The sequence below is a fragment of the Verruconatronum alginivorum genome, from assembly GCF_056590205.1.
Map to the genome: position 1 here is coordinate 5596711 of NZ_JBWPVQ010000001.1, position 19644 is coordinate 5616354.

Genomic DNA, 19644 nt, shown 5'->3' on the forward strand with positions numbered 1-19644 from the left:
ACTGCATGTTGCTTTTCCCAAGCTCCTCATTCGCGACTGTTCGTGTTAACCGTTTCTGTTCCCCGTCCATCCATAAGAACAAACTCCGGGATTTTGCCGGATTTTTCGAGTATCCCCATCGCTTTTTTCTCGGCCGCCCGCATCCGGCGTTTCAGTTCGGGACGGAGGTCGTCGAAACCGGCGAGATGAAGGTAGCCATGGACGAGATACAAGGTCAACTCCCGGCTGAAGTTTACATCTTTTTGTTGCGAAAAGGCTTCGGCGTGTTCGACCGAGACGCAGACCTCACCGGCGAACCCCATGGCCGGGTCGCCGGGGAAGGTGATCACGTCGGTCGGAGTCGGGTCATCCATGAAATCGCCATGGAGGCGACCGATTTGGGGGTCGTCCAGGAAAACGATCGAAAGTTCGCCGGGGGGCGGTTTGAAGGCTTCGCTGGAATCGAGGGCGTGGAAGAGGGCGCGGACCTCGGCCGGTTTATAACGGAGCTTGCGGTTGCGGCTCCGGGTCCGCAGGTGAATCTTTCTTGGCCTGTTGGTCATTGCTCGTGTCGACGGACTTCCCGGCAGGTTTCTCTTTTTCCTTCTCTTTGTCCTTCTCCTTCTCGTCGGGGTAATCGATCCGGCTGTGGAGCATGTTCAGGAGGGTGAAGGCGAAGCTCTTCTTGATCTTGGCGATCTCCTGCATGGTGAGGGGGCACTCGTCGAGTTGGCCGTCTTCGATGCGGGCGGTAAAGAGATTGTCGATCAATTCATCGACGTTCTGGGGGGAGCGCTTTTTCAAGGTCCGGCTGGCGGCTTCGACGGCGTCGGCGAAGAAAATGATGGCGCTTTCGCGGAACTGCGGCTTGGGGCCGTCGTAGCGGTAGGTGCTTTCGCTGACTTTGTCGAGATCGGGGCGGGTCGATTGGGCTTCGCTTTCCTTGATCTCCTTTTGTTTGGCTTGATGGTAAAAATATTGGATCAGGGAGGTGCCGTGGTGTTGGCGGATCACGTCGATGATGACCCGGGGCAATTTGTAATTGACGGCCAGATCGACGCCATCCTTGACGTGGCTCTTGATGACCAGGGCCGAGAAGGAGGGGCTGCGTTCGTGGTGGGGATTGATTCCTTCCCGCTGATTTTCGATGAAATACTCCGGTTTGATGATCTTGCCGATGTCGTGGAAAATCGAGCAGACCCGGCAAAGCAAGGCGTTGGCCCCGATGGCGTTGGCGGCGTTTTCGGAGAGATTGGCCACCACCAGGCTGTGGTGGTAGGTTCCCGGAGCGGCGAGCTGCATTCGCTTGAGGACCGGATGGTTGGTGTCGGTGAGTTCCAGCAGAGTGACATCGGTCGTCCGCCGGAAGAGGACTTCGAGGATCGGAATGATCCCTGCCACGGCGATTCCGACGGCAAGTCCGGAAAGCTGGGCGGCGAGCATCTGCCGCCCGACCAGCAACAGGTCGTGGCTGCTGGCCAAACCGAAGAGCAGGGCGCTCACGGCGACGACGAAACCGGCGGCGCCGCCCGCCTTGACGACAGTCTTGCGGACTCGGACCGCCTGGCAAAACCAGATCGCGCAAAGCGAGGAGAGGAACGAGACGGCGAAGGTTTCGACTCGATTCCCGAACATGATGCCGGCGAAGAAGCTGATCAACAATGCCATGAAGATCGCGGGCCGTTGGCCGATCAGGATGGCGACGATCAATGGGGCGAGACTGTAGGGGGCGAGGTAAGGGAGAATAGAGACCCAGTTGGGATTATCGAGGAGCAGCGGATGGTTCCCGAGGAAAACGATTAGCCAAATGAGGCCGAGATTCAGCAAAGCGACCAAAGCCAGCAGCGCGAGGCGGACGTTGCTCATCAACGTTTCGCGGTCTTCGATCCGAATGTAAATCACCGCGCAGAAAAGAACCGCCAGCACCAGGAGGAAGCGGTTGTAGATCAGTTCGTTGAAGTGGAAGGAAAGAGAGAACTCGTCGAGCGAGGCGAGGTAACGGCGGTATTCATTGAGCATCTCGTGCTGCTCCTGGGTGACGACCACCCCGGGCTCTACCAGACTTTGCCCTTCGGTGACATGGACGATCACCGACTCCACCTGGGCCAGCGCGCGCTCGCGGATCTCGTCGGTCTTGACCGGGTCATAGGCGATATTGGGAGTGATGCCCGGGCGGAAGATACGGAACATCGCGATCGAAACCTCCTGGGGGACGTTGAGGGCGATCAGGTTGATCCGGAGAAACTGGAGGGCCTTTTCTTCGCTTTGGATCGTCTTTTCGACGATGTTTCCGTCGGGCCGGACGAGATTGAGGACCGAGAAACCGTTGGTGTCCTGACCGAGGAACATCGTTCCCTGGGCGTAGATCCCTTCGCGATAGATCTCGCGTAACGTGACGAGGCCGTTCTCGAAAATGATCCGGCGGGTGTTGGCGTCGGTGTGGCGGAGAAGGATAGTGACATCCTCGACATTGACCCGATGCGGATGCCGCTGGTTGTAAAGGGTGGTGAATTCCTGGATCGCTTCGGTCCGGGCATTCCCGCTGAGGCGTTCGACGTTTTGGGCGAGGGAATCGAGTTCCCGGAGGAATTGCCGGATCCGGGAGGAAAACTCCTGGTAAGGTTCCATGTCGATCCGAAAGGCCGGGGGAACCCGTTGGAGGACCTGGTTGCGGGCCCGTTCGGTCTGGACCCGGCTTTCGTAGGAAAAGTCATGGGCGGAGGTGATCCGCATCGGGGCGATCTGATTGGGGAGGAGTTGGGGGCCCGCGCTGGAGACACCGATGAAACTGAGATAACCGATCACCCCGGCGGTGATCAGGAACAACAGGAAGGCGATGAAGCGGCTGGTCTCGAGAAAATGGGTGAACTCGGATTGCTGCCCGGTCTTGCGGCGGCGCCGATTCGCTTCGGGCCGTTGCTCTTTTCGCCGTTCGGATTTTTTAAAAATGGACATCGGTTGCGATCGATAAGGGACGCGCTGGCTCAGACCGGGCGGTCGCCGCTTTCGTTCCGGTGGCGCTCGTAAGCTTCGATGATTTTCAGCACGAGAGGATGGCGGACCACGTCCGACGAATCAAAGTAAAAGAACGCGATGCCCGGCACGCGGTCGAGGATGCGGCTGACTTGCTTCAAACCCGATTTTTTCGATTGGGGAAGGTCGATCTGGGTGACGTCCCCGGTGATGATCATTTTGCTGTTTTCGCCGAGACGGGTCAGAAACATCATCATCTGTTCGGGGGTGGTGTTCTGGGCCTCGTCGAGGATGATGTAGGCGTTGGAAAGAGTCCGGCCGCGCATGTAGGCGAGGGGCGCGATTTCGATCACCCCTTTTTCAATCAACCGGTCGGCGTATTCGCGGTCGAGCATGTCGTAGAGGGCGTCGTAAACCGGGCGGAGATACGGTAGAATCTTCTCGCGCAGATCGCCCGGCAGGAACCCAAGGGCCTCGCCCGCCTCGACGGCGGGACGGGATAATACGATCCGGCTGACTTCGTCTTTGAGCAACGAAGCGATGGCGGCGGCCATGGCGAGGTAGGTTTTTCCGGTGCCGGCGGGGCCGATGCCGAAAACGATGTCGCACTTCTGGATCGCCTCCAGGTATCGCTTTTGACCTAACGTCTTTGGAACGACCGATTTCCGATTGACCTGCAACACGACCGGGTCGGTGAACAGGCTGGCGAGTTTGTCCTCGTTTCCTTCGGCCACCTGGCGGAGCATGTTTTCGAAGTCGCGATTCCGCAGAACCATTCCCTGGGTCCGGCCCTGGTTGAGGAAATTGAACAGGAGTTCCGCCTTTTGGACGTTGCTTTCCTCCCCTTTGATTTGGATCCATTCCTCGCGGGTCACGAGGCTGACGTCGAGCGTTCGCTCGGCCAGTTGAAGATTCTCCGGATTGTCGCAGTAGAGCTGGCTGAGGGCGCGAGGGTTTTGGAAAGTGAGAGTTCGTTCGGGCATAAGGCCGGTGAGAGTCGGGAGAAAAGGTGGGTCGGATCAGCTTCCGGTGATTTCGGCGCGGACCTTGGTGAGGCGGTCCCACATGTCGTCGAGCGAAGCGGGCAGGACCCGGGTGTCGGAAAGAACGGGCATGAAATTGTTGTCGGCCTTCCAGCGGGGGACGATGTGGGCGTGGACGTGATCCGGGAAACTGGCGCCGCCGGCGTTGCCGATGTTGAAACCGATGTTGAAACCGTCCGGTTTGATCGCGCGTGTGAGGAGGTCCTGGGCGAGAACGAGGGTCTCCATCAGCTCGCCCCGTTCCTCGGCACTCAACTCGGTCAAACCGGGAGCTTGTCGGAAGGGGACGGCGAGGAGGTGTCCGGCGTTGTACGGGTAGAGGTTGAGCATCAGGTAGGTATGGGTGCCTCGGTAAACGATGTGGGTTTTCCGGTCGTCATGCTCGCGCGGCAAAGCCAGGAACGGGTTTTCCCCGTCCGGATACCGCGGCGCTTCGACGTATTGCATGCGCCAATATGAGTGTAGTCGCTCCATGCCAGAATGAAAGGTGATACGTTGCGAACGCCGGGGGTGAAAGTCAAACTTCCCGGCGTGTGGGGCGGGCGCCGATGTAAAGTCGCGAGCCCGGCGGGGCAAAAGCTGGAGAAGGGGTTCATTGCCGGTGGGTTTTGCCGAGCATCGATTGGCGGAAAAACTCCTCCGCATCCTTGACGAGGGCGAGACAGCGATGGTAGTCGCCGGTCCACGAATTGTTGATGCGGATGCTTTTGATGAATCCGCGTCCGGCTTTGCCGAGCGGGTCGTAGGTCGGATCCACTTCGATGCAAAAACGGGGATCGCGGGAATGGTTGATGTAGACCCGGGAAGCCGCGCCGTGGTCGCGTTCAACCATGACAAAGTCGGAGAAAAGCATGGCGCATTTCTAAACGGTTTTTCCAACGGCGTCAACCGATGGCGGAGGCTTCACCAAGTCCGGCGAATCCCCCGCGCATCGGGGCGGGGGCAGGGCCCCTTATTTTAGAATCATGTCGGCGACCGTCTTCCCGGCCGGGATCATCGGCATGACGTGTTCCGTGTAGGGAACGATGACATCGAGCAAGTAAGGGCCGTCGCAGTCGAGCATCTCCTGGATCGCTTCGCGCAACTCCTCTTTCTTGTGGACGCGTCGGCCCGGCACTCCGAAACCTGCGGCGATTTTGACGAAATCCGGGTAAAGGCCGCCGAGGTTCTCCGGGCCGCCGATATTTTCGGTGTCGCCGAGAATGGTGTGGCCGCGGACGCTCTGGTAAAAGCGGTCTTCCCATTGGACGACCATCCCGAGGTGCTGGTTGTTGAGAATCATCGCCTTGGCTCCGATCTTCTCGATCTTGGCGGTGGCGAGTTCCTGCACGTTCATCAGGAAGGAGCCGTCGCCATCGATGTCGATGACCTGGCGATCAGGGCAGGCGACCTTCGCCCCGAGGGCGGCAGGATAGCCGAAGCCCATGGCGCCGAGGCCGAGGGAGCTGATGAAGCTGCGCGGGTGGGTGTAATCGTAGAACTGGGCGGCCCACATCTGGTGCTGGCCGACTCCGGTCGTGATGATCGCTTCGCCCTTGGTGAGCTCGAACAAGGTCCGGATCGCTTCCTGGGAAAGGATATGCGGACTCTCCTCGTAGGCGAACGGATGTTCCTTCATCCAGCCGCGGACCTTGGTCAGCCAGGCGGAGGTGTCGGGCGGAGTGAAGCGGGACTTGCGCATCAACTCGTTCATCCGGCCCAAGGCATGCTTGATTTCGGAGACGATCGGCAAGGAAACCACCTTGTTTTTGTTGTGCTCGGAAGCGTCAACGTCGATGTGGACGATGGTCGCGTTTGGAGCGAATTTGGCAACCTCGCCGGTGATCCGGTCATCGAAACGGACGCCAAAGGCGAGCAGCAGGTCGGATTCATGGACCGCCCAGTTGCCGGCGACGGAACCGTGCATGCCGAACCATTTGAGCGAAAGCGGGTGGTTTTCCGGAAAACAACCGACTCCCATCAAGGTGGAAGTGACCGGAATCTGGGTCCGTTCCGCGAAATCGAAAAGCTCTTGATGAGCGTTGGCCGAGATGATGCCGCCGCCGACGTAAAGAACCGGCTTCGACGCTTTGCCGATCAAGTCGATGACCTTATGCAACGGAGCGTCCTCGGCTTTCGGATACGGCGTGTAGCAACGGAGTTCCGCTTTCGCGGGGAATTCCGGTTTGATCCGCGCCTGCTGGACATCCTTGGGAATGTCGACGATGACCGGCCCCGGACGACCGCTGGTGGCCAAATGGAACGCCTCTTTGAAAATGCGCGGCAGATCCTCGGCTTTGAGGACCAGGTAGCTGTGTTTGACGATCGGGAGGGTCATCCCGAAGAAATCGGTCTCCTGGAACGCGCTCTTCCCGATGAACTTCTGGTAAACCTGGCCGGTCACCGCGACCAACGGTGTGCTGTCCATGTAGGCGTCGGCAATGGCGGTGACCAAATTGGTCGCTCCGGGACCGCTGGTCGCCATGCAAACTCCCGCTTTACCGGTCGCTCGGGCGTAACCTTCGGCGGCAAACGAGCCCCCCTGTTCGTGGCGGGGAAGAATTGTCCGGAGTTTGTCGCATCGGGCCAGAGCCTGGTGGAGTTCCTGGGACGCGCCGCCCGGGTAAGCGAATACCACGTCGACTCCCTCGCGCACCAGGCACTCGATGGCGACTTCGGCGCCCTTCATTTCGGGACCGATGTCGGGTTCAGGGAAGGAGACTAGGTTTTCTGTTTTCATTACGCTCTGAGACTATGGTTCAAATTGGACAACCTGCCCCCGTTCGAAAGGGGATGCAAGCCTGTTTTAGGGTGTCCGCGGCGGATCTTTCGTGCGCGCGGAACAAGGCGCTTCGCACGAAAACCGGATCGGCCTCCAGACCGCGTCGGGCGGATTAAAATTGAATAATCCCGGAAACCCCGGAATCTCAGCTCTCGTGCGAAGAATCATGTTTATCGGGGATGTGGTGGGACGTCCGGGCCGGAAGTTCCTGATTGAGCAAATCAGCCGGTTAAAGGAACTCTATCGGGTCGATTTGGCCATTGCCAATGGCGAGAATAGCGCGGCCGGCGCCGGAATTACCTCGAATATCGCCCGGGAATTACTGGAGGCCGGAGTCGATGGCATTACTTTGGGAGACCATGTCTGGGACCAGAAGGCTCTCCCGGGGGAGATCGATCAAATCGAGCGCTTATGCCGTCCGGCGAACCTCCCCGCGGTCTGTCCCGGCCGGAAATTCATTCTGTTGGAAAAAAACGACTTTCGCCTGGCGGTTTTTACGGTCCTGGGCCGGACCTTCATGCCGCCGCGGGACTGTCCTTTCACGGAAGCCGACCGGTTGCTGGAGGAGTTGCGGGGGCGGGCCGACGCCGTGTTGGTGGAAATCCACGCGGAAGCGACTTCGGAGAAACTTGGATTCGGTCGTCATCTCGACGGACGGGCGGCGGCGGTTGTCGGGACCCATACTCACGTGCCGACCGCCGACGCGGCGGTTCTGCCGAAAGGAACCGCTTATATTACGGACGTCGGGATGACTGGACCCTATGAGTCGATTCTTGGAAGGCAGATCGAGCCGGTGGTGGCGAAATTCCTCGATGGAATGCCCCGCCGTTTCGAAGTGGCCGACCGTGACGTCCGGATCTCGGCGGTCTTGATCGACCTTGATGAGACCACCGGTCTCGCCGAGGGGATCCGGCTGATTACCGTCAAAGCGGACGAGAGCGATCCGGCGGGCGCCCCGTCCTGATCGGGAAGATCACCGCGAGTTGCTCGGAGCGTTTTCCGTTTCGTTTTCCTCTTCGGTCTCTTCTGCTTCCTCCCTGGCGGGGGCGGACGGCGTCGCCGTTTGGCGGGCCCGTTCTTCGAAGACGCCCATCGCCCGGTATTTACGGTAGCGGTCTTCGGCCAATTCGTCGGGGCTCAATTCCTGCAACTCGGCGAGATGGCGTGAAAGGGCCTGCCTTAGAGTTTGGGCACTGGCCTTCGGGTCGGTGTGGGCGCCGCCGTGAGGTTCGGGGAGGACTTCGTCGACCACTTCGAGGCGCTTCAGATCCGCCGCGCCGAGTTTGAGCGCTTCGGCTGCCCGGGAGGCGTGGGAGCGGTCTTTCCAGAGGATGGCCGCGCAACCTTCGGGGGAAATCACCGAATAATAGGCGTTTTCGAAAATCAAGACCCGGTTGGAGACTCCGATTCCAAGTGCGCCGCCGGAACCTCCTTCGCCGATGATGACGGAAATGTTCGGCACGGTCAGCATGCTCATCTCGCGGATGTTTAAGGCGATCGCTTCGGAGACGTGACGTTCTTCGGCCCCGATTCCCGGGAAGGCGCCCGGGGTGTCGATCAAGGTGATCAGCGGAAGTTTGAATTTCTCGGCGAGACGAATCATCCGGAGGGCTTTCCGGTAGCCTTCGGGGTGGGGGCAACCGAAGTTGCGCATCAAATTTTCCTTGGTGTCACGGCCCTTCTGTTGACCAATGATCACCACCGCCTGGCCTTGAAAAAAGCCGGTGCCGCCGACGATGGCGCGGTCGTCGCCGAAGGAACGGTCCCCGTGCAGTTCCTGGAAATCGGTAAAAATGGCGCGGATGTAGTCCAAGGTATAGGGACGTTTCGGATGCCGGGCGATCTGGACCTTTTGCCAGGCGTCGAGACCTGAATAGATCGAGTTTTTTGTCGCTTCGATTTTCCGTTCGATCGCCTCGATTTCGTCCGAGACGTCGACGTTGTTTTTCACCGAAAGGGTTTTGAGCTGGGCCAATTGCTTATCAAGGTCGCGCAAAGGGCGCTCGAACTCAAGAATGTAGTCGGTCTTTTCCATGATTAAAATGAAGAAGGAGGGACGCTAGGAGAGAATCGCCCGCAAAACAAGGGTCAAAATCGGAGGGGGATGGGATCACTTTTCTCCGGCGTCGCCGCGGAGTTCTTCTTTCCAGCCGAGCATCCGGGCCTGAGCGCCGTGTTTTTCCGCGGTCGCTTTGTCGCCGCGTTCCATGTGAATGCGGGAGAGGCTGGTGTGGATGTGGATATCCTCCGGCTTGAGGGCGAGCGCCTTTTCGGCCGCTTCGAGGGCGGCGTCGAGTTCGCGCATCGAAAAGTGGATTTCGGTGAGCGCGTGCCACGCCTCGAAACTGTCCGGGCAAAGGCGGAGAGCCTCCCGAAGTTTTTCGATTGCGGCATCATTTTCGCCCAAAGCGAAGTCGAGGGTGGCGTCTTCCACCAGAGTTTTCACATCCTGCGAACCCATGCCGGCCAATATCGAACGATTCCGCGGGAAAGGAAAGCGGAAAGAATCGACGGTCGGCGAGCGCTGGAAAGCGGGCCGTTCGCTGGAAAAGATTTACTTGGGGGGCCGGGAGTTTCAAACTGGCGGGGTGAAACATCTTTATACTCTCACGGGGAATTTATTGGCGGAGACGACGGCGGTTTATTCAGGGTTGACCGTCGGGGAAACCCATCGGGCGGCGCGGGAGAGTTTTCAAGTGGGAGGAAAGGGGATCAATGTCGCGAAGATGGCTCAGCGGCTCGGGACGTTTTCGACGGCGGTCTGCTTTCCCGGCGGACATTCGGGCCAACGGTGTCTCGGTTGGCTGAAAAGCCAGGGATTCGAAACCCGTGGATTCGGTCAGACCGCGGAGACTCGCGCCGGGTGGGTGGTCCGCACCGGGGAGGGCGAAACGACGTTTCTCGGGGCCGACCGTCCGATCGAGGAGGAACCGTGGCGGGAGGGTATCCGTTTTTTGGATCGAACGGCCCGGGAAGGAGATATGTTGGCGGTGTGCGGCAGTCTGCCGGGCTGGCGCCCGGTTTTAGCCGAACCTTTGGTCGGGCTGATGCGTAGGATGGCGGGAAAAGTTTTCGTGGCGGTCGACACTTATGGCCCGCCGTTGGCGGAGTTGGTCGCCGCGCCGGTTGATCTGGTGAAAATCAACCGGGAGGAGTTGCAGACCTTGGCTCCGTCGGCAACGGACGAATCGGCGGTGGCGGAGGCGCTGGCGGAATGCGCGAAACGGCATCCGGCGGTCCGGCGTTGGGTGGTCAGCGGAGGGAAGGAGGCGCTGCTGGCGCTTGACGAGGATGGCCGGTCGATCCGGATGGAAACGCCACCGGTGAAAGTGGTCTCGCCGGTCGGCAGCGGCGACGTCCTGCTGGGGGCGTTGATCCATGAGTTGGCGGCCAATGGCGTTTCGCTGACCGCCGCCTTGGAGAAGGCGTTGCCGTTGGCCGCGGCCAACGCGGGCAGTCCGGGGGTCGCGGATTTTGATTTTTGATTGGGGAGACGCGGGGAGGGTGTGCGTCTCGGGAAGGGAAACACACCCCACCATGCTCGCGCATTGTCCCCCCCCTCTCAAGAGCTGGTCATGTGTCACAAATTTTGTGCGGGACACAATCGGTTTTTTCGTTCATGGTCGGCGAGGCATGGGAAATCGTCCACCAGTGTTTTCGCGGGAAGTTTTGGATCGGATCAACGGAAGAGTTGCGGCGGAGCCGAAGTTGACGCGCCGTCGGCTTTCGCTGGAAGTGTGCGAGTGGTTGGATTGGCGCTGTCCGCGCGGGCGTCCGCGTGAAATGAGTTGCCGGGTGCGGCTGTTGGATTTGCACCGTAAGGGGCGGATCGAGTTGCCGGCGCCGACGCGTTCGTTCCGGCCTGCGAAGAAAGCTAATCGGGCGTCGGCACCCGCGCCCGCGCTGGCGGAGCCGGTCCGCGGCGGGTTGGATAAGCTTGGGAGGATTGAGCTGGTGCTGGTGCCGTCGGGGGACCGGGAGTTGTTGTCGATCCACAATGGATTGATCGAGACTTATCATTATCTGGGGACGAGCGGGTTGTGCGGAGCGCAGTTGCGTTATCTGGTGCGGTGCGAGGCCGGGTGGATCGCCGCTTTTTCCTTCAGCGCGGCCGCTTTGCAGTGCGCGCCGCGGGACAAGTTTATTGGCTGGAGCATGCCTGCGCGGCGGCTCAATCGAGACAAAATAATATGCAACAGCCGCTTTCTGATCCGACCGGAGATCCAGGTGGAGCATCTGGCCTCGCACTTGCTGGGGCGGGTGACCCGGCGTGTGCGCAAGGATTGGCGAAAGGCGTATGGGATCGATCCGGTTTTGGTGGAAACTTTTGTTGATCCCGCGAGGTTCCAGGGGACGTGTTACAAGGCGGCCAATTGGAAAGAAGTGGGGCAGACAACGGGACGGGGCAGAGGGAACCGGGACCGCGCCGGCGAGCGTTTCCCCAAAAAGATTTTTGCCTTCGCGCTGGACCGTGGTTTTCGTCGCATTTTGGGCGAGGAACCTCCTGCTTTGCCGCCCCCGCCGCTGGTTGCCTTGCCTGTGGAGGATGCCTTGGAGGAGGGTTGGAGCGAACGGGAGTTTGGCGGAGCTGATCTGCCCGACGGACGCCTGAACCGCCGCCTCACCTTGATGGCCGAGCGTTTTGCGGCTTGTCCCCGGGGAGCCATTTCCACAGCTTGTCATGGTGCGGCCGAAACCCGAGCCGCCTACCGTTTTATCGACCACGAAGGCATAACTTTATCGCGGATATTGGCTCCTCATCACGAGGCGACCCGGCGACGTTGCGCCGCCGAGAAGGTGGTGCTGGCGACGCAGGATTCCTCGTTCTTAAATTATACGCCGCACCCGGCCACCGAGGGTCTCGGGCCCATTGGCCACGTCAAACAAAACCTCCAGGGGCTCGTCGTCCATGACACCCTCGCTTTCGACGCCGAAGGCATCCCTTTGGGCCTGCTTGACCTGCAATGCTGGGCACGAGACCCGAAGCAGGCCGGGAAGAAGCACTTGCGCAAAAAATTGCCCATTGAAAAGAAGGAGAGCTATAAGTGGTTGAAAAGTTACGAGGCGGCCTGCCAGTTGCAGGCGCGGGCGCCGGATACGATGGTGGTAAGTGTCGGCGACCGGGAGGCGGACATATTTGACCTCTTCAAAATGGCGCGCGATCACCCGACCCCGGCTCATCTTTTGGTGCGTGCGCGCTACGACCGCCTGGTGGACGAAGGAAACGCCAAGCTCTGGGAGAAGGTCACCAAAGAGAAACCCGAATTCACTAGCGTCCAGTTAAAAGTCCTTGAATACCAGTTGGTTCGAAATATCATTCGCGGGTTTTCCGTTATTATAGTTTGCAAATAGCTGATTCATAGGGGTCTTCTGAAATACGTTGACGCTCAAGATTTGTAGAATTCGGCTGAGACTTTCATCGAGTCCATGGACCTTATTGAGACAGGCCACCATGAGGTAGACGCACGTGGCGATCCATATCTGGGTGCGCACCGCGTTGTCACTGGTTCCGTAGAATGCTTTTATTCGAAGATTCTGCTTGATCCATTTGAAGAAGAGTTCGATCCGCCAGCGGCTCTTGTAAATCGCGGCGATGGTTAACGCAGGCAACGTTAAATTGTTTGTAAGGAATGTCAGGCGCTTGTTTGTTTCGGTATCGAAATAAGAAATACGGCGAAGGCGGTCAGGGTAATCCCGTTTTCCCTTTTTCGTCCGCAAGACGATCACTTGATCGCATCTGAGACCAGTGGATTTATCAACCTGCCGAGATTCACACACGGTGAATCGGGTATTGGATTTACTGCGAATAACGAAGAATGCACCAGCCAGATGGATACGGAAAAGGCGGGCGAAATCCAGGTAGGCACGATCAAAAACATAGATGCTTCCCTCCTCAAATGCCATGCGATCGAGAAAGTTGACGTCATGAATTGATCCATCGGTAATGCTGATGAACACAGGGATCGAGCCGGCAAGATCGATCTGGGTATGCAGCTTGATCGCCGCCTTCGTTCTTCTGAACTTCGCCCACGGGAAAATAGAAAGGCACAGGTCGATAGTCGAGGCGTCAACCGCGTAAACCATCTCATCCATCTCCAAGCCGTTCGGCTCGTTGACGTAAAGGCGGCGCGCCTTACGAATGAGAATTTGGCCGAGCGCTTCATAAATTCGCCAATCCCGAAACTCGTTCGCGTAAGCAATGTTGGTTCGGGTGATGTTGCCCCGAATTCCCATGGCGTAGAGATGTTGACTGTTACGTAAACAAGCTTCGATATCACGCAATCCTTCGCGAAATGTGATCTGCGCAAATGCCATTGCCAGGAATTGGTCACGTGCGCTCATTCCCCGACTCTGGCGAGGCATCGGGTAGAGAGCAACGCAACGCTCAAACTGCTCGCGGTGCAGCGTATCCATTACTTGGGTGAAAATGAGACGGCCTTCGTTCATGAGGCCAGTCTCAATAAGCCCGCCCCGAACACCAGACCAAGCTTCAAATGCGTCACAACAAACTCACCTCTTTAGATCATGAAAATCCGTTACTTACAAATCCGAGGTGGCCCCTTAGCTGGACGCTAGTGACCCGAATTGTATAAAACCACCCTTCGCCGTTCGGGAAGCCGCCAGACGGACCAGGCCGTCACACTGGAAGTGCGGTGGAAGGAGGTCGAACTAAAAGCTCCGCGCAAAAAAGACGGTTCGGTGAAGCTGTGGGCGGTCCATGCCTTGGAGATCAATCCCGCCTCCGGGGAAAAGCCCATTGAGTGGATGCTGCTGACCACGGTTGCGGTCACGACCTTCGACGAGGCTTGCGAGCGACTCGGCTGGTATGCCTCCCGCTGGGGAATCGAGGTTTTTCACCGCACGCTCAAAAGCGGTTGCCGCATCGAGGACCGCCAGGCCGCCACCGCGGAGCGTTTGGAGGTTTGCCTCGCCATCGACGCGGTTGTCGCCTGGCGAGTGATGCTCCTGACCATGCTTGCCCGCAAAAAACCTGACGCCCCCTGCACCAGCTTCTTCACCGAAGAGGAATACCAAGCCTTGTTCGCCTTTTCCAGAAAGGAGATCACGGGAGTGCCCACGCTCTTTGCAGCCATGCTCTTGGTCGCCGCAATCGGCGGATTCCTCGGCCGCAAATGCGACCGCTTCCCGGGATGCACACCCATCTGGAGAGGACTCGAAAAACTCGACACCATTATCGAAGCCTGGCGCGCTTTCGGTCCGCGAGCCAAACCTCCGTAACGTCCATAGTGCCCCGTGTGGAGCATGACCAGCTCTCAAGAGGGGAACTTTGGGTACGCTGATCCCCTCTAGAGCGGTGGGGTGTGTTTTGTCTTCGCCTCACACCCGCTCGCTCGGGGGCGGGGGGATGCGGGCGATGGCGTCCATGATTCGTTCGGAAGCGACTTGATAGCGCTCCTTGCCTTTGCCCCCGGCGTCGTAGTCGGCGGGATGGAGGGGGTGTCCGAAGGCGACGTCGATCGGGGTGTTCCAGGTTGGAAAACGTTGATGGCGTCCCAATGCTTCGAAACTTCCGAATACCCGGGCGGGCACCACCGGAGTCCCGCTTTTGCAGGCGATCATGCCGACGCCGGATTGGGGGGATTGCAACGCGCCGTCGGCCGAGCGGGTGCCTTCGGGAAAGAGGAGGACCGCACCTCCTTCTTTCAGCACCCGGAATACCGTTTTCAGCGCGGAAATGTCTCCCTCGTTTTCCAAATCGACGGGTATGGTGTTCACGTCGTAAAGGATTTTGCTCGGAAGGCCCGGTTTGAACAGGGTCTTGCGGGCGAAGTAATGCAGTTCGCGGGGGACCCGGCAACCGATCGCCGGAGGATCGAGGAAACTGGCGTGGTTCGCCGCCAGGATGAACGGTCCTTCCTTCGGGATGTTTTCCTGGCCAGCGACTTCGCCGCGGAACAGGAGATCGAAGAAGCTGCTGGAGAGAAAGTATCCGAATCCGTAGAGGGCCTTCATTTGGCGGTGGCGCGGGCGAGTTTGGTTTCGATGGTCCGGCTCATTTCGTCGACGACCTCCTCGAGGGTGAGGCGGGTGCTGTTGATGGTGGTCGCTCCGGGGGGGCAAACCAGCGGGGCGGTTTTGCGGGAGGAGTCCATTTGGTCGCGTTTGCGGATTTCGTCCTGTTCTCCTTGGGCCGCCCGGCGGCGGAGGCGTTCCTCTTCGTCGGCTTGAAGAAAGAAGCGGAAGTCGGCGTCGGGGAAAATAACCGATCCGATGTCGCGCCCTTCCATCAGCAGGCCGGGGAATCCGGCGGCACGGGCGACTTCCGCCTGGTTGCGTTGGTATGAATAGAGGAAAGTGCGGACGGCGGGTTGGGCGGCGAAGGCGGAGACGTTTTCGTTGACCTCCGGACTGCGGATCCGGTCGCCGGGTAGTTGTCCGTCGACTTCCATCAACGCCTGGCGGCCGGTGACGCGGGTGGTGATCCGCAGACTGGGCAACGCTTGCTCGATCGCCTGGGGATCGTCGCTTTTCACTCCGGCTTCGAGGAGGGAGAGGGTGATGGTCCGGTAAAACGCGCCGGTGTCGACGTGGAGCAGATTGAAGCGTTCGCTCAGGGCCCGGCCGGTGGAGGATTTTCCGGTGGCGGCTCCGCCGTCGATGGTGACGATCACCGGAGTGTCGGGCGATTCGTCATGGGAACGTTGATACACGCTTTCAAGCACCCGGAAGAAGTGGGGGAAGGTCTTGGCGCAGCAACCCGGATCGCGGATTTCCAGCCACGGGGAACCGTCCCGGCGGAGGTCGGCGAGTCCGAGGATGGCGAAACTCATGGCGAATCGGTGGTCGTGGTAGGTGTCGATCAACCGGGGGCCGGAGGCGGCGGTCAACGAATCGCGGGAGGGCCGGATGTCGAGGCTGTCTTCTTCTTCAACAACCTCTTGACCGAGTTTCTGGAGTTCCGCGGCCATGGCGGCGACCCGGTCGGTTTCCTGTTTCCGGGTGTGGGCGATGCCGCGGATCCGGACCGGAGCGGGCAGGAGCGGGGAAATCGCCGCGAGGGTGAGGAAGGTGTCGGAGAAACCGGAAAAGTCGACGTCGAGGGGGGCGGCCGATGGAGCGGCGTCCGGCGCTTCGAACCGGGTGCCGCCGGATTCGTCGGCGGTGATCCGGAGGCCGAGGGTTTCGAGAAGTTTCAGGTATTCCGCGTCGCCTTGGAGACTCGGTTGCGCATGCGACAGGTTTTCGATGGTCACTTGGCCGCCGGTGACCAGCGGGAGGGTGGCGAAATAACTGGCGGCGGTCACGTCGGCTTCGATGGCGTAGGGCTCCGTCCGGCGGTAGTTGCGTCCGGCGGGAATGGCGAGCTCGCGGGAGTCGCCGTCGAGGGTGGCGGCGATTCCCTCCTGGCCGAACTGCTCCATCATGCGGACGGTCATGCGGACGAACGGCAGGCGGACGCGGTCGATTTCGAAGAGGCAATCCTCTCGAGCCATTGGAGCGACCATCAGGAGGGCGGAAAGGATCTGGCTGCTGGCGGCGGCGTCGACCGCGACCCGGCCGCCGGAGAGACCCCGGGCGCGGATTCGGACGGGGAAATGGCCGTCGTTCGATTCGATCCCGGCGCCGAGGGAGGCGAGGGCGTCGAGGAGGCCGCGCATCGGGCGGGTCCGCATCTGCGGCACGCCGTCGATCTCGAAATCGCCGTCGTCGGACAACGCGCAAAAGGCGGTGAGGAAACGGGCGGCGGTGCCGGCGTTGCCGACGAACAAGGAGGCGGAACGGTTCGGGATGCGGCCGCCCTCGCCTTGGATGCGGATCGATTCCTTGACCTTATCGGCGTCGACCCCGAAGCCGAGCCGTCGCAGGGAATCGATCATGATCTCGGTGTCCTCGCTGAAGAGGGCGCCGTGAAGGACGGTTTCGCCCTCGGAGAGGGCGGCGAGGAGGAGGGCCCGGTTGGTGATGCTTTTCGAGCCGGGCAAACGGATCCGGGCGGAGGCCGGTTTGGTAAATGGAAGAATCGGAAGTGGATCGAGCATGGACGGCCCCACAAGACAACGCCGGAAAGCCGGTGACAACAAAAAAGGCTTGCTGGAAGATGGTTCCCGCAGTGTTACTGGCGGTGCTTTTTGGATTTTATCGTGATGCGAAAGATGGGAAGAAACCGGTGGATCGGCGCGACTTGGTTGTTGTTGGCGGTCGTCATGCTCGGCCGTCCGATGGCGGTGGCGGAGGCGGATTTGGAGGAGTTGTTCGAGGAACGGATCCGTTCGGTGGTGGCGGTGGAGTATTTCGTGCAAACCGAAATCGACCGGCGTCCGGCGTCGGAAATTGGCGTGGTGGTCGATGAAACCGGTTTGATCGTTCTCCTCGACTACGCGGTTCCGGACTGGGTGCCGGTCAATCAATTGCGCGAGTTCAAGGTGTTGCCGTTGCGCAGTCACCGGAAGTTCGACGCGGAATACCTCGGTCAGGATACCTTGAACGGTTGGCATTTTCTCCGGGTGAGCGATCCGGAGTTTTTGGAACGGGCGGTGCCGGTGAAGCAATATCCGGTGGCGACTCCGCGCATGGGGCAGGAACTCTGGGGCATCGCGGTGATGGACGACGATTTCGATTACGATCCGTATTTCGTGTGGAGCCGGTTTTCGGTCTTGCGGGATCTGCCCCAACGTCTCGGCCTGACCGTGGCCGAAGTGGCGAGCCCCGGTTCGTTGGTTTTCACCATGGATGGCGAATTGCTCGGATGGGCCGGGGCGAGTTACGCCCGGGAAATGTTGCTCCATATGGGGGACCACCGCCGGATGCCGGTGGCGTTGCAGGGGATGCGGGAGTCGGGGATGTTTTTGCCGGTGGAGGAGTTTCTGCCGTATCTCGACCGGGTGCCGGAGAGTCCGGAGGCGGTCGTGTCGCCGTGGCTTGGGATCACCAGCATTCAGGCGGTGGAGCGGGAGCTGGCGGAATTCCTCGACATCGTCGACCGGAGCGGAGTCATCTTGAGCGAAATCGTGGACGGTTCGGCCGCGGACGAAGGGGGATTGGCCAATGGCGACATTGTGGTGTCGATCGACGGGGAGCCGATCCCGTATTACCGTCCCCGCCGGGCGGCCGAGCAGCATCTGCAACGGGAGATCCGGAAGCGGGAACCGGGCGACACGATCCGATTCACCCTCATCCGGGGAACGGAGGAATTGGAGCGGGAAGTGACGGTCGGGGTGCAACCTCCGACCTTGCGGGAAGCCCGGAGGGAATATTTTCCGCGGATCGGCCTGACGGTCCGGGAGTTTCTGGTGTTCGACGCGATCGCCCGTCGTTTGGAGCCGAAGCCGGAACAAGGGTTGATCGTCCAGTTCTTGCGACCCAGCGCCCCGGCGGATTCCGGCGGGCTCGCGGTGGGCGATTGGATCAAGGAGATCGACGGGACGCCGGTGACGACCTATGAAGAGGCGGTCCGGTTGGTCGCCGAGGCGGAAGAGAGCGATCGTCGGGAAGCGGTTTTTTTAATCAGCAGGCAAAACGAGACTTCGGTAATCCGGGTGCGCCTGCGCTAAAGAGTTTTTTTGACGATGGAGCAAGCGACATTGCCAGGATTTGAAGGGACGACGGAGGAGGCGACTTCGGTGAAAAAGGTGGCCACGAAAGCCTCCGCTGCCTTGAAAGTGCCGGCGGCGCGGTCGCCGGTGGCCGATCAGTCGTTGGAGGAATGCCTTGAGCGGTTCGAGGAGTTCGGCAAGAAAACGGTTCGCTTGGAGCATGTCACCGACGGAGGCGAACGGGTGCCGGTTTTCGTGAACGAATTTTGGACCGCGAAGCAACGGGCGGCCCGTCGTCTCCATGAGATCTCCTACCGGGCCTGTTTCAAACCGCAGCTTCCCCGTTTCTTCATCGAGCGTCTGACGGAGCCGGGGGAGGTGGTGCACGACCCGTTCATGGGCCGCGGCACGACCTGCGTGGAGGCGGCGCTGCTCGAACGGACGCCCGCCGGGTCGGACATCAATCCGTTGAGCGTCATTCTGGTGGAACCCCGCCTCGATCCCCCGCAACTCGAGGAGGTCGCCCAGCGTTTGAAGGAAATCGAATACGACACCGACGAGGAGATGCCGGAGGATTTGCTCGTGTTCTACCACCCGAATACCTTGCGGGCCATCGGGGGATTGCGGGCGTATTTGAAACGGCGGGAGGAAAGCGGTGAACTCGACCGGGTCGACCGCTGGATCCGGATGGTGGCGATCAACCGACTCACCGGTCATTCCGGCGGGTTTTTCTCGGTTTACACCTTGCCGCCGAACCAAGCGGTTTCGGTGAAATCGCAGCGTCGGATCAACGAAAAACGCAACCAGACGCCGCCCGAGCGAAGCGTGCCGAATTTGATTTTGAAGAAATCGCGATCCCTCCTGTCGGACCTCGACAAGAAGACCCGCGCGACCTTGGCGAAGACGGTGGACAAAGCGCGCTTGATGACCGCCCCCGCCGCGGCCACGGCCGAGCTCCCGGACAATTCGGTCTCGTTGGTGGTGACATCGCCGCCGTTCTTGGATGTCGTCGACTACGCCGGGGACAATTGGCTGCGCCTCTGGTTTTGCGGAATCGACGCGACCAACTTGCCGATCACCATTTTGAAGAAACTCGAACGCTGGGAGGAGGCGATGGGCGAAGCCCTGAAGGAGATGGCCCGCGTCCTGCGGCCCGGCGGTCACGTCGCCTTCGAAGTCGGCGAAGTGTGGTACGGAACGATCAAGTTGGAGGAAGCGGTGGTGCGCTGCGCCGAAGGCAGCGGGCTCCGTCCCCGTCTGATCCTGATCAACGACCAGAAGTTTACCAAAACCGCCAATTGCTGGGGGGTCGGCAACGGTGCGAAAGGGACGAACACCAATCGAGTGGTGTTGTTGCAAAAGTGAGATCGGCGGTGCCGCGGGCTTCATCCGG

The 19644-nt window shown here is 60.0% G+C and carries 17 protein-coding genes; 6 read left to right on the plus strand and 11 right to left on the minus strand.

The genetic code is table 11. The features are described from left to right. Positions 1-26 precede the first annotated feature (26 nt). The 6 genes from ybeY to ilvB all read right to left on the minus strand — a co-directional run bounded on the left by ybeY (position 27) and on the right by ilvB (position 6714). Entirely contained in the window at positions 27-542 is a 516-nt protein-coding gene (gene ybeY / locus ACWUI2_RS20625; protein WP_486984734.1) for an rRNA maturation RNase YbeY, read from the minus strand. Next, positions 478-2934 carry an HD family phosphohydrolase gene (locus ACWUI2_RS20630; protein ID WP_486984735.1) on the minus strand — a complete coding sequence of 819 codons (2457 nt, stop codon included), beginning with the start codon at positions 2932-2934 and terminating at the stop codon, positions 478-480. The genes ybeY and ACWUI2_RS20630 overlap by 65 nt, the downstream gene beginning before the upstream one ends. Before the next feature lie 29 nt (positions 2935-2963). Then, positions 2964-3935 (minus strand): PhoH family protein, encoded by a 972-nt coding sequence (locus ACWUI2_RS20635; protein WP_486984736.1) that lies wholly within the window; start codon positions 3933-3935, stop codon positions 2964-2966. Between the two features lie 36 nt (positions 3936-3971). Next, complete coding sequence (locus ACWUI2_RS20640; protein WP_486984737.1) at positions 3972-4469, minus strand: HIT family protein; 498 nt, start codon at positions 4467-4469, stop codon at positions 3972-3974. A gap of 118 nt (positions 4470-4587) precedes the next feature. Next, positions 4588-4848: a hypothetical protein gene (locus ACWUI2_RS20645; protein ID WP_486984738.1), complete on the minus strand. Its 261-nt coding sequence runs from the start codon at positions 4846-4848 to the stop codon at positions 4588-4590. Positions 4849-4947: 99 nt separating this feature from the next. Next, positions 4948-6714, minus strand: coding sequence for a biosynthetic-type acetolactate synthase large subunit (gene ilvB / locus ACWUI2_RS20650; RefSeq protein ID WP_486984739.1), 1767 nt, complete (start codon positions 6712-6714; stop codon positions 4948-4950). A 208-nt stretch (positions 6715-6922) separates the two neighbouring features. On the opposite strand from ilvB, the gene ACWUI2_RS20655 reads away from it, so the two are divergent. After that, positions 6923-7720 carry a TIGR00282 family metallophosphoesterase gene (locus ACWUI2_RS20655; RefSeq protein ID WP_486984740.1) on the plus strand — a complete coding sequence of 266 codons (798 nt, stop codon included), beginning with the start codon at positions 6923-6925 and terminating at the stop codon, positions 7718-7720. A 9-nt stretch (positions 7721-7729) separates the two neighbouring features. On the opposite strand, the gene ACWUI2_RS20660 is transcribed toward ACWUI2_RS20655, so the two are convergent. After that, a complete protein-coding gene (locus ACWUI2_RS20660; protein WP_486984741.1) occupies positions 7730-8791 on the minus strand; it encodes an acetyl-CoA carboxylase carboxyltransferase subunit alpha in 1062 nt (353 codons plus the stop codon). Positions 8792-8866: 75 nt separating this feature from the next. Then, a complete protein-coding gene (locus ACWUI2_RS20665; protein WP_486984742.1) occupies positions 8867-9202 on the minus strand; it encodes a tetratricopeptide repeat protein in 336 nt (111 codons plus the stop codon). Between the two features lie 13 nt (positions 9203-9215). On the opposite strand from ACWUI2_RS20665, the gene ACWUI2_RS20670 reads away from it, so the two are divergent. Continuing rightward, positions 9216-10241 (plus strand): 1-phosphofructokinase family hexose kinase, encoded by a 1026-nt coding sequence (locus ACWUI2_RS20670; protein WP_486984743.1) that lies wholly within the window; start codon positions 9216-9218, stop codon positions 10239-10241. Between the two features lie 148 nt (positions 10242-10389). Then, the gene (locus tag ACWUI2_RS20675) at positions 10390-12108 is read left to right on the plus strand and encodes an IS4 family transposase (protein ID WP_486984744.1); all 1719 of its coding nucleotides are present in this window, start codon (positions 10390-10392) and stop codon (positions 12106-12108) included. Here ACWUI2_RS20675 and ACWUI2_RS20680 read toward each other — a convergent pair. Further along, complete coding sequence (locus tag ACWUI2_RS20680) at positions 12037-13203, minus strand: IS4 family transposase (protein WP_486981265.1); 1167 nt, start codon at positions 13201-13203, stop codon at positions 12037-12039. The genes ACWUI2_RS20675 and ACWUI2_RS20680 overlap by 72 nt on opposite strands. A gap of 138 nt (positions 13204-13341) precedes the next feature. Here ACWUI2_RS20680 and ACWUI2_RS20685 point away from each other — a divergent pair, with 138 nt between their 5' ends. Next, the gene (locus ACWUI2_RS20685) at positions 13342-13995 is read left to right on the plus strand and encodes an IS4 family transposase (protein ID WP_486984745.1); all 654 of its coding nucleotides are present in this window, start codon (positions 13342-13344) and stop codon (positions 13993-13995) included. 99 nt (positions 13996-14094) lie between these two features. Here the strand turns inward: ACWUI2_RS20685 and ACWUI2_RS20690 are convergent, their stop codons facing one another. Both ACWUI2_RS20690 and aroA read right to left on the minus strand, forming a co-directional pair. Continuing rightward, entirely contained in the window at positions 14095-14730 is a 636-nt protein-coding gene (locus ACWUI2_RS20690; protein WP_486984746.1) for a lysophospholipid acyltransferase family protein, read from the minus strand. Beyond that, positions 14727-16757 (minus strand): 3-phosphoshikimate 1-carboxyvinyltransferase, encoded by a 2031-nt coding sequence (gene aroA / locus ACWUI2_RS20695; RefSeq protein ID WP_486984747.1) that lies wholly within the window; start codon positions 16755-16757, stop codon positions 14727-14729. The genes ACWUI2_RS20690 and aroA overlap by 4 nt, the downstream gene beginning before the upstream one ends. 105 nt (positions 16758-16862) lie before the next feature. Between aroA and ACWUI2_RS20700 the strand changes: the two genes are divergently transcribed. Both ACWUI2_RS20700 and ACWUI2_RS20705 read left to right on the plus strand, forming a co-directional pair. Then, positions 16863-18269 carry a PDZ domain-containing protein gene (locus ACWUI2_RS20700; protein ID WP_486984748.1) on the plus strand — a complete coding sequence of 469 codons (1407 nt, stop codon included), beginning with the start codon at positions 16863-16865 and terminating at the stop codon, positions 18267-18269. Positions 18270-18284: 15 nt separating this feature from the next. Beyond that, positions 18285-19616: a DNA methyltransferase gene (locus ACWUI2_RS20705; RefSeq protein ID WP_486984749.1), complete on the plus strand. Its 1332-nt coding sequence runs from the start codon at positions 18285-18287 to the stop codon at positions 19614-19616. Positions 19617-19644 lie beyond the last annotated feature (28 nt).

What these genes read in the sequence shown, in the direction of transcription:
- ybeY (WP_486984734.1), bottom strand. Translation starts at nt 542, where the DNA reads ATGACCAACAGGCCAAGAAAGATTCACCTGCGGACCCGGAGCCGCAAC.
- ACWUI2_RS20630 (WP_486984735.1), bottom strand. Translation starts at nt 2,934, where the DNA reads ATGTCCATTTTTAAAAAATCCGAACGGCGAAAAGAGCAACGGCCCGAA.
- ACWUI2_RS20635 (WP_486984736.1), bottom strand. Translation starts at nt 3,935, where the DNA reads ATGCCCGAACGAACTCTCACTTTCCAAAACCCTCGCGCCCTCAGCCAG.
- ACWUI2_RS20640 (WP_486984737.1), bottom strand. Translation starts at nt 4,469, where the DNA reads ATGGAGCGACTACACTCATATTGGCGCATGCAATACGTCGAAGCGCCG.
- ACWUI2_RS20645 (WP_486984738.1), bottom strand. Translation starts at nt 4,848, where the DNA reads ATGCTTTTCTCCGACTTTGTCATGGTTGAACGCGACCACGGCGCGGCT.
- ilvB (WP_486984739.1), bottom strand. Translation starts at nt 6,714, where the DNA reads ATGAAAACAGAAAACCTAGTCTCCTTCCCTGAACCCGACATCGGTCCC.
- ACWUI2_RS20655 (WP_486984740.1), top strand. Translation starts at nt 6,923, where the DNA reads ATGTTTATCGGGGATGTGGTGGGACGTCCGGGCCGGAAGTTCCTGATT.
- ACWUI2_RS20660 (WP_486984741.1), bottom strand. Translation starts at nt 8,791, where the DNA reads ATGGAAAAGACCGACTACATTCTTGAGTTCGAGCGCCCTTTGCGCGAC.
- ACWUI2_RS20670 (WP_486984743.1), top strand. Translation starts at nt 9,216, where the DNA reads ATGCCGGCCAATATCGAACGATTCCGCGGGAAAGGAAAGCGGAAAGAA.
- ACWUI2_RS20675 (WP_486984744.1), top strand. Translation starts at nt 10,390, where the DNA reads ATGGGAAATCGTCCACCAGTGTTTTCGCGGGAAGTTTTGGATCGGATC.
- ACWUI2_RS20680 (WP_486981265.1), bottom strand. Translation starts at nt 13,203, where the DNA reads ATGAACGAAGGCCGTCTCATTTTCACCCAAGTAATGGATACGCTGCAC.
- ACWUI2_RS20690 (WP_486984746.1), bottom strand. Translation starts at nt 14,730, where the DNA reads ATGAAGGCCCTCTACGGATTCGGATACTTTCTCTCCAGCAGCTTCTTC.
- aroA (WP_486984747.1), bottom strand. Translation starts at nt 16,757, where the DNA reads ATGCTCGATCCACTTCCGATTCTTCCATTTACCAAACCGGCCTCCGCC.
- ACWUI2_RS20700 (WP_486984748.1), top strand. Translation starts at nt 16,863, where the DNA reads ATGCGAAAGATGGGAAGAAACCGGTGGATCGGCGCGACTTGGTTGTTG.
- ACWUI2_RS20705 (WP_486984749.1), top strand. Translation starts at nt 18,285, where the DNA reads ATGGAGCAAGCGACATTGCCAGGATTTGAAGGGACGACGGAGGAGGCG.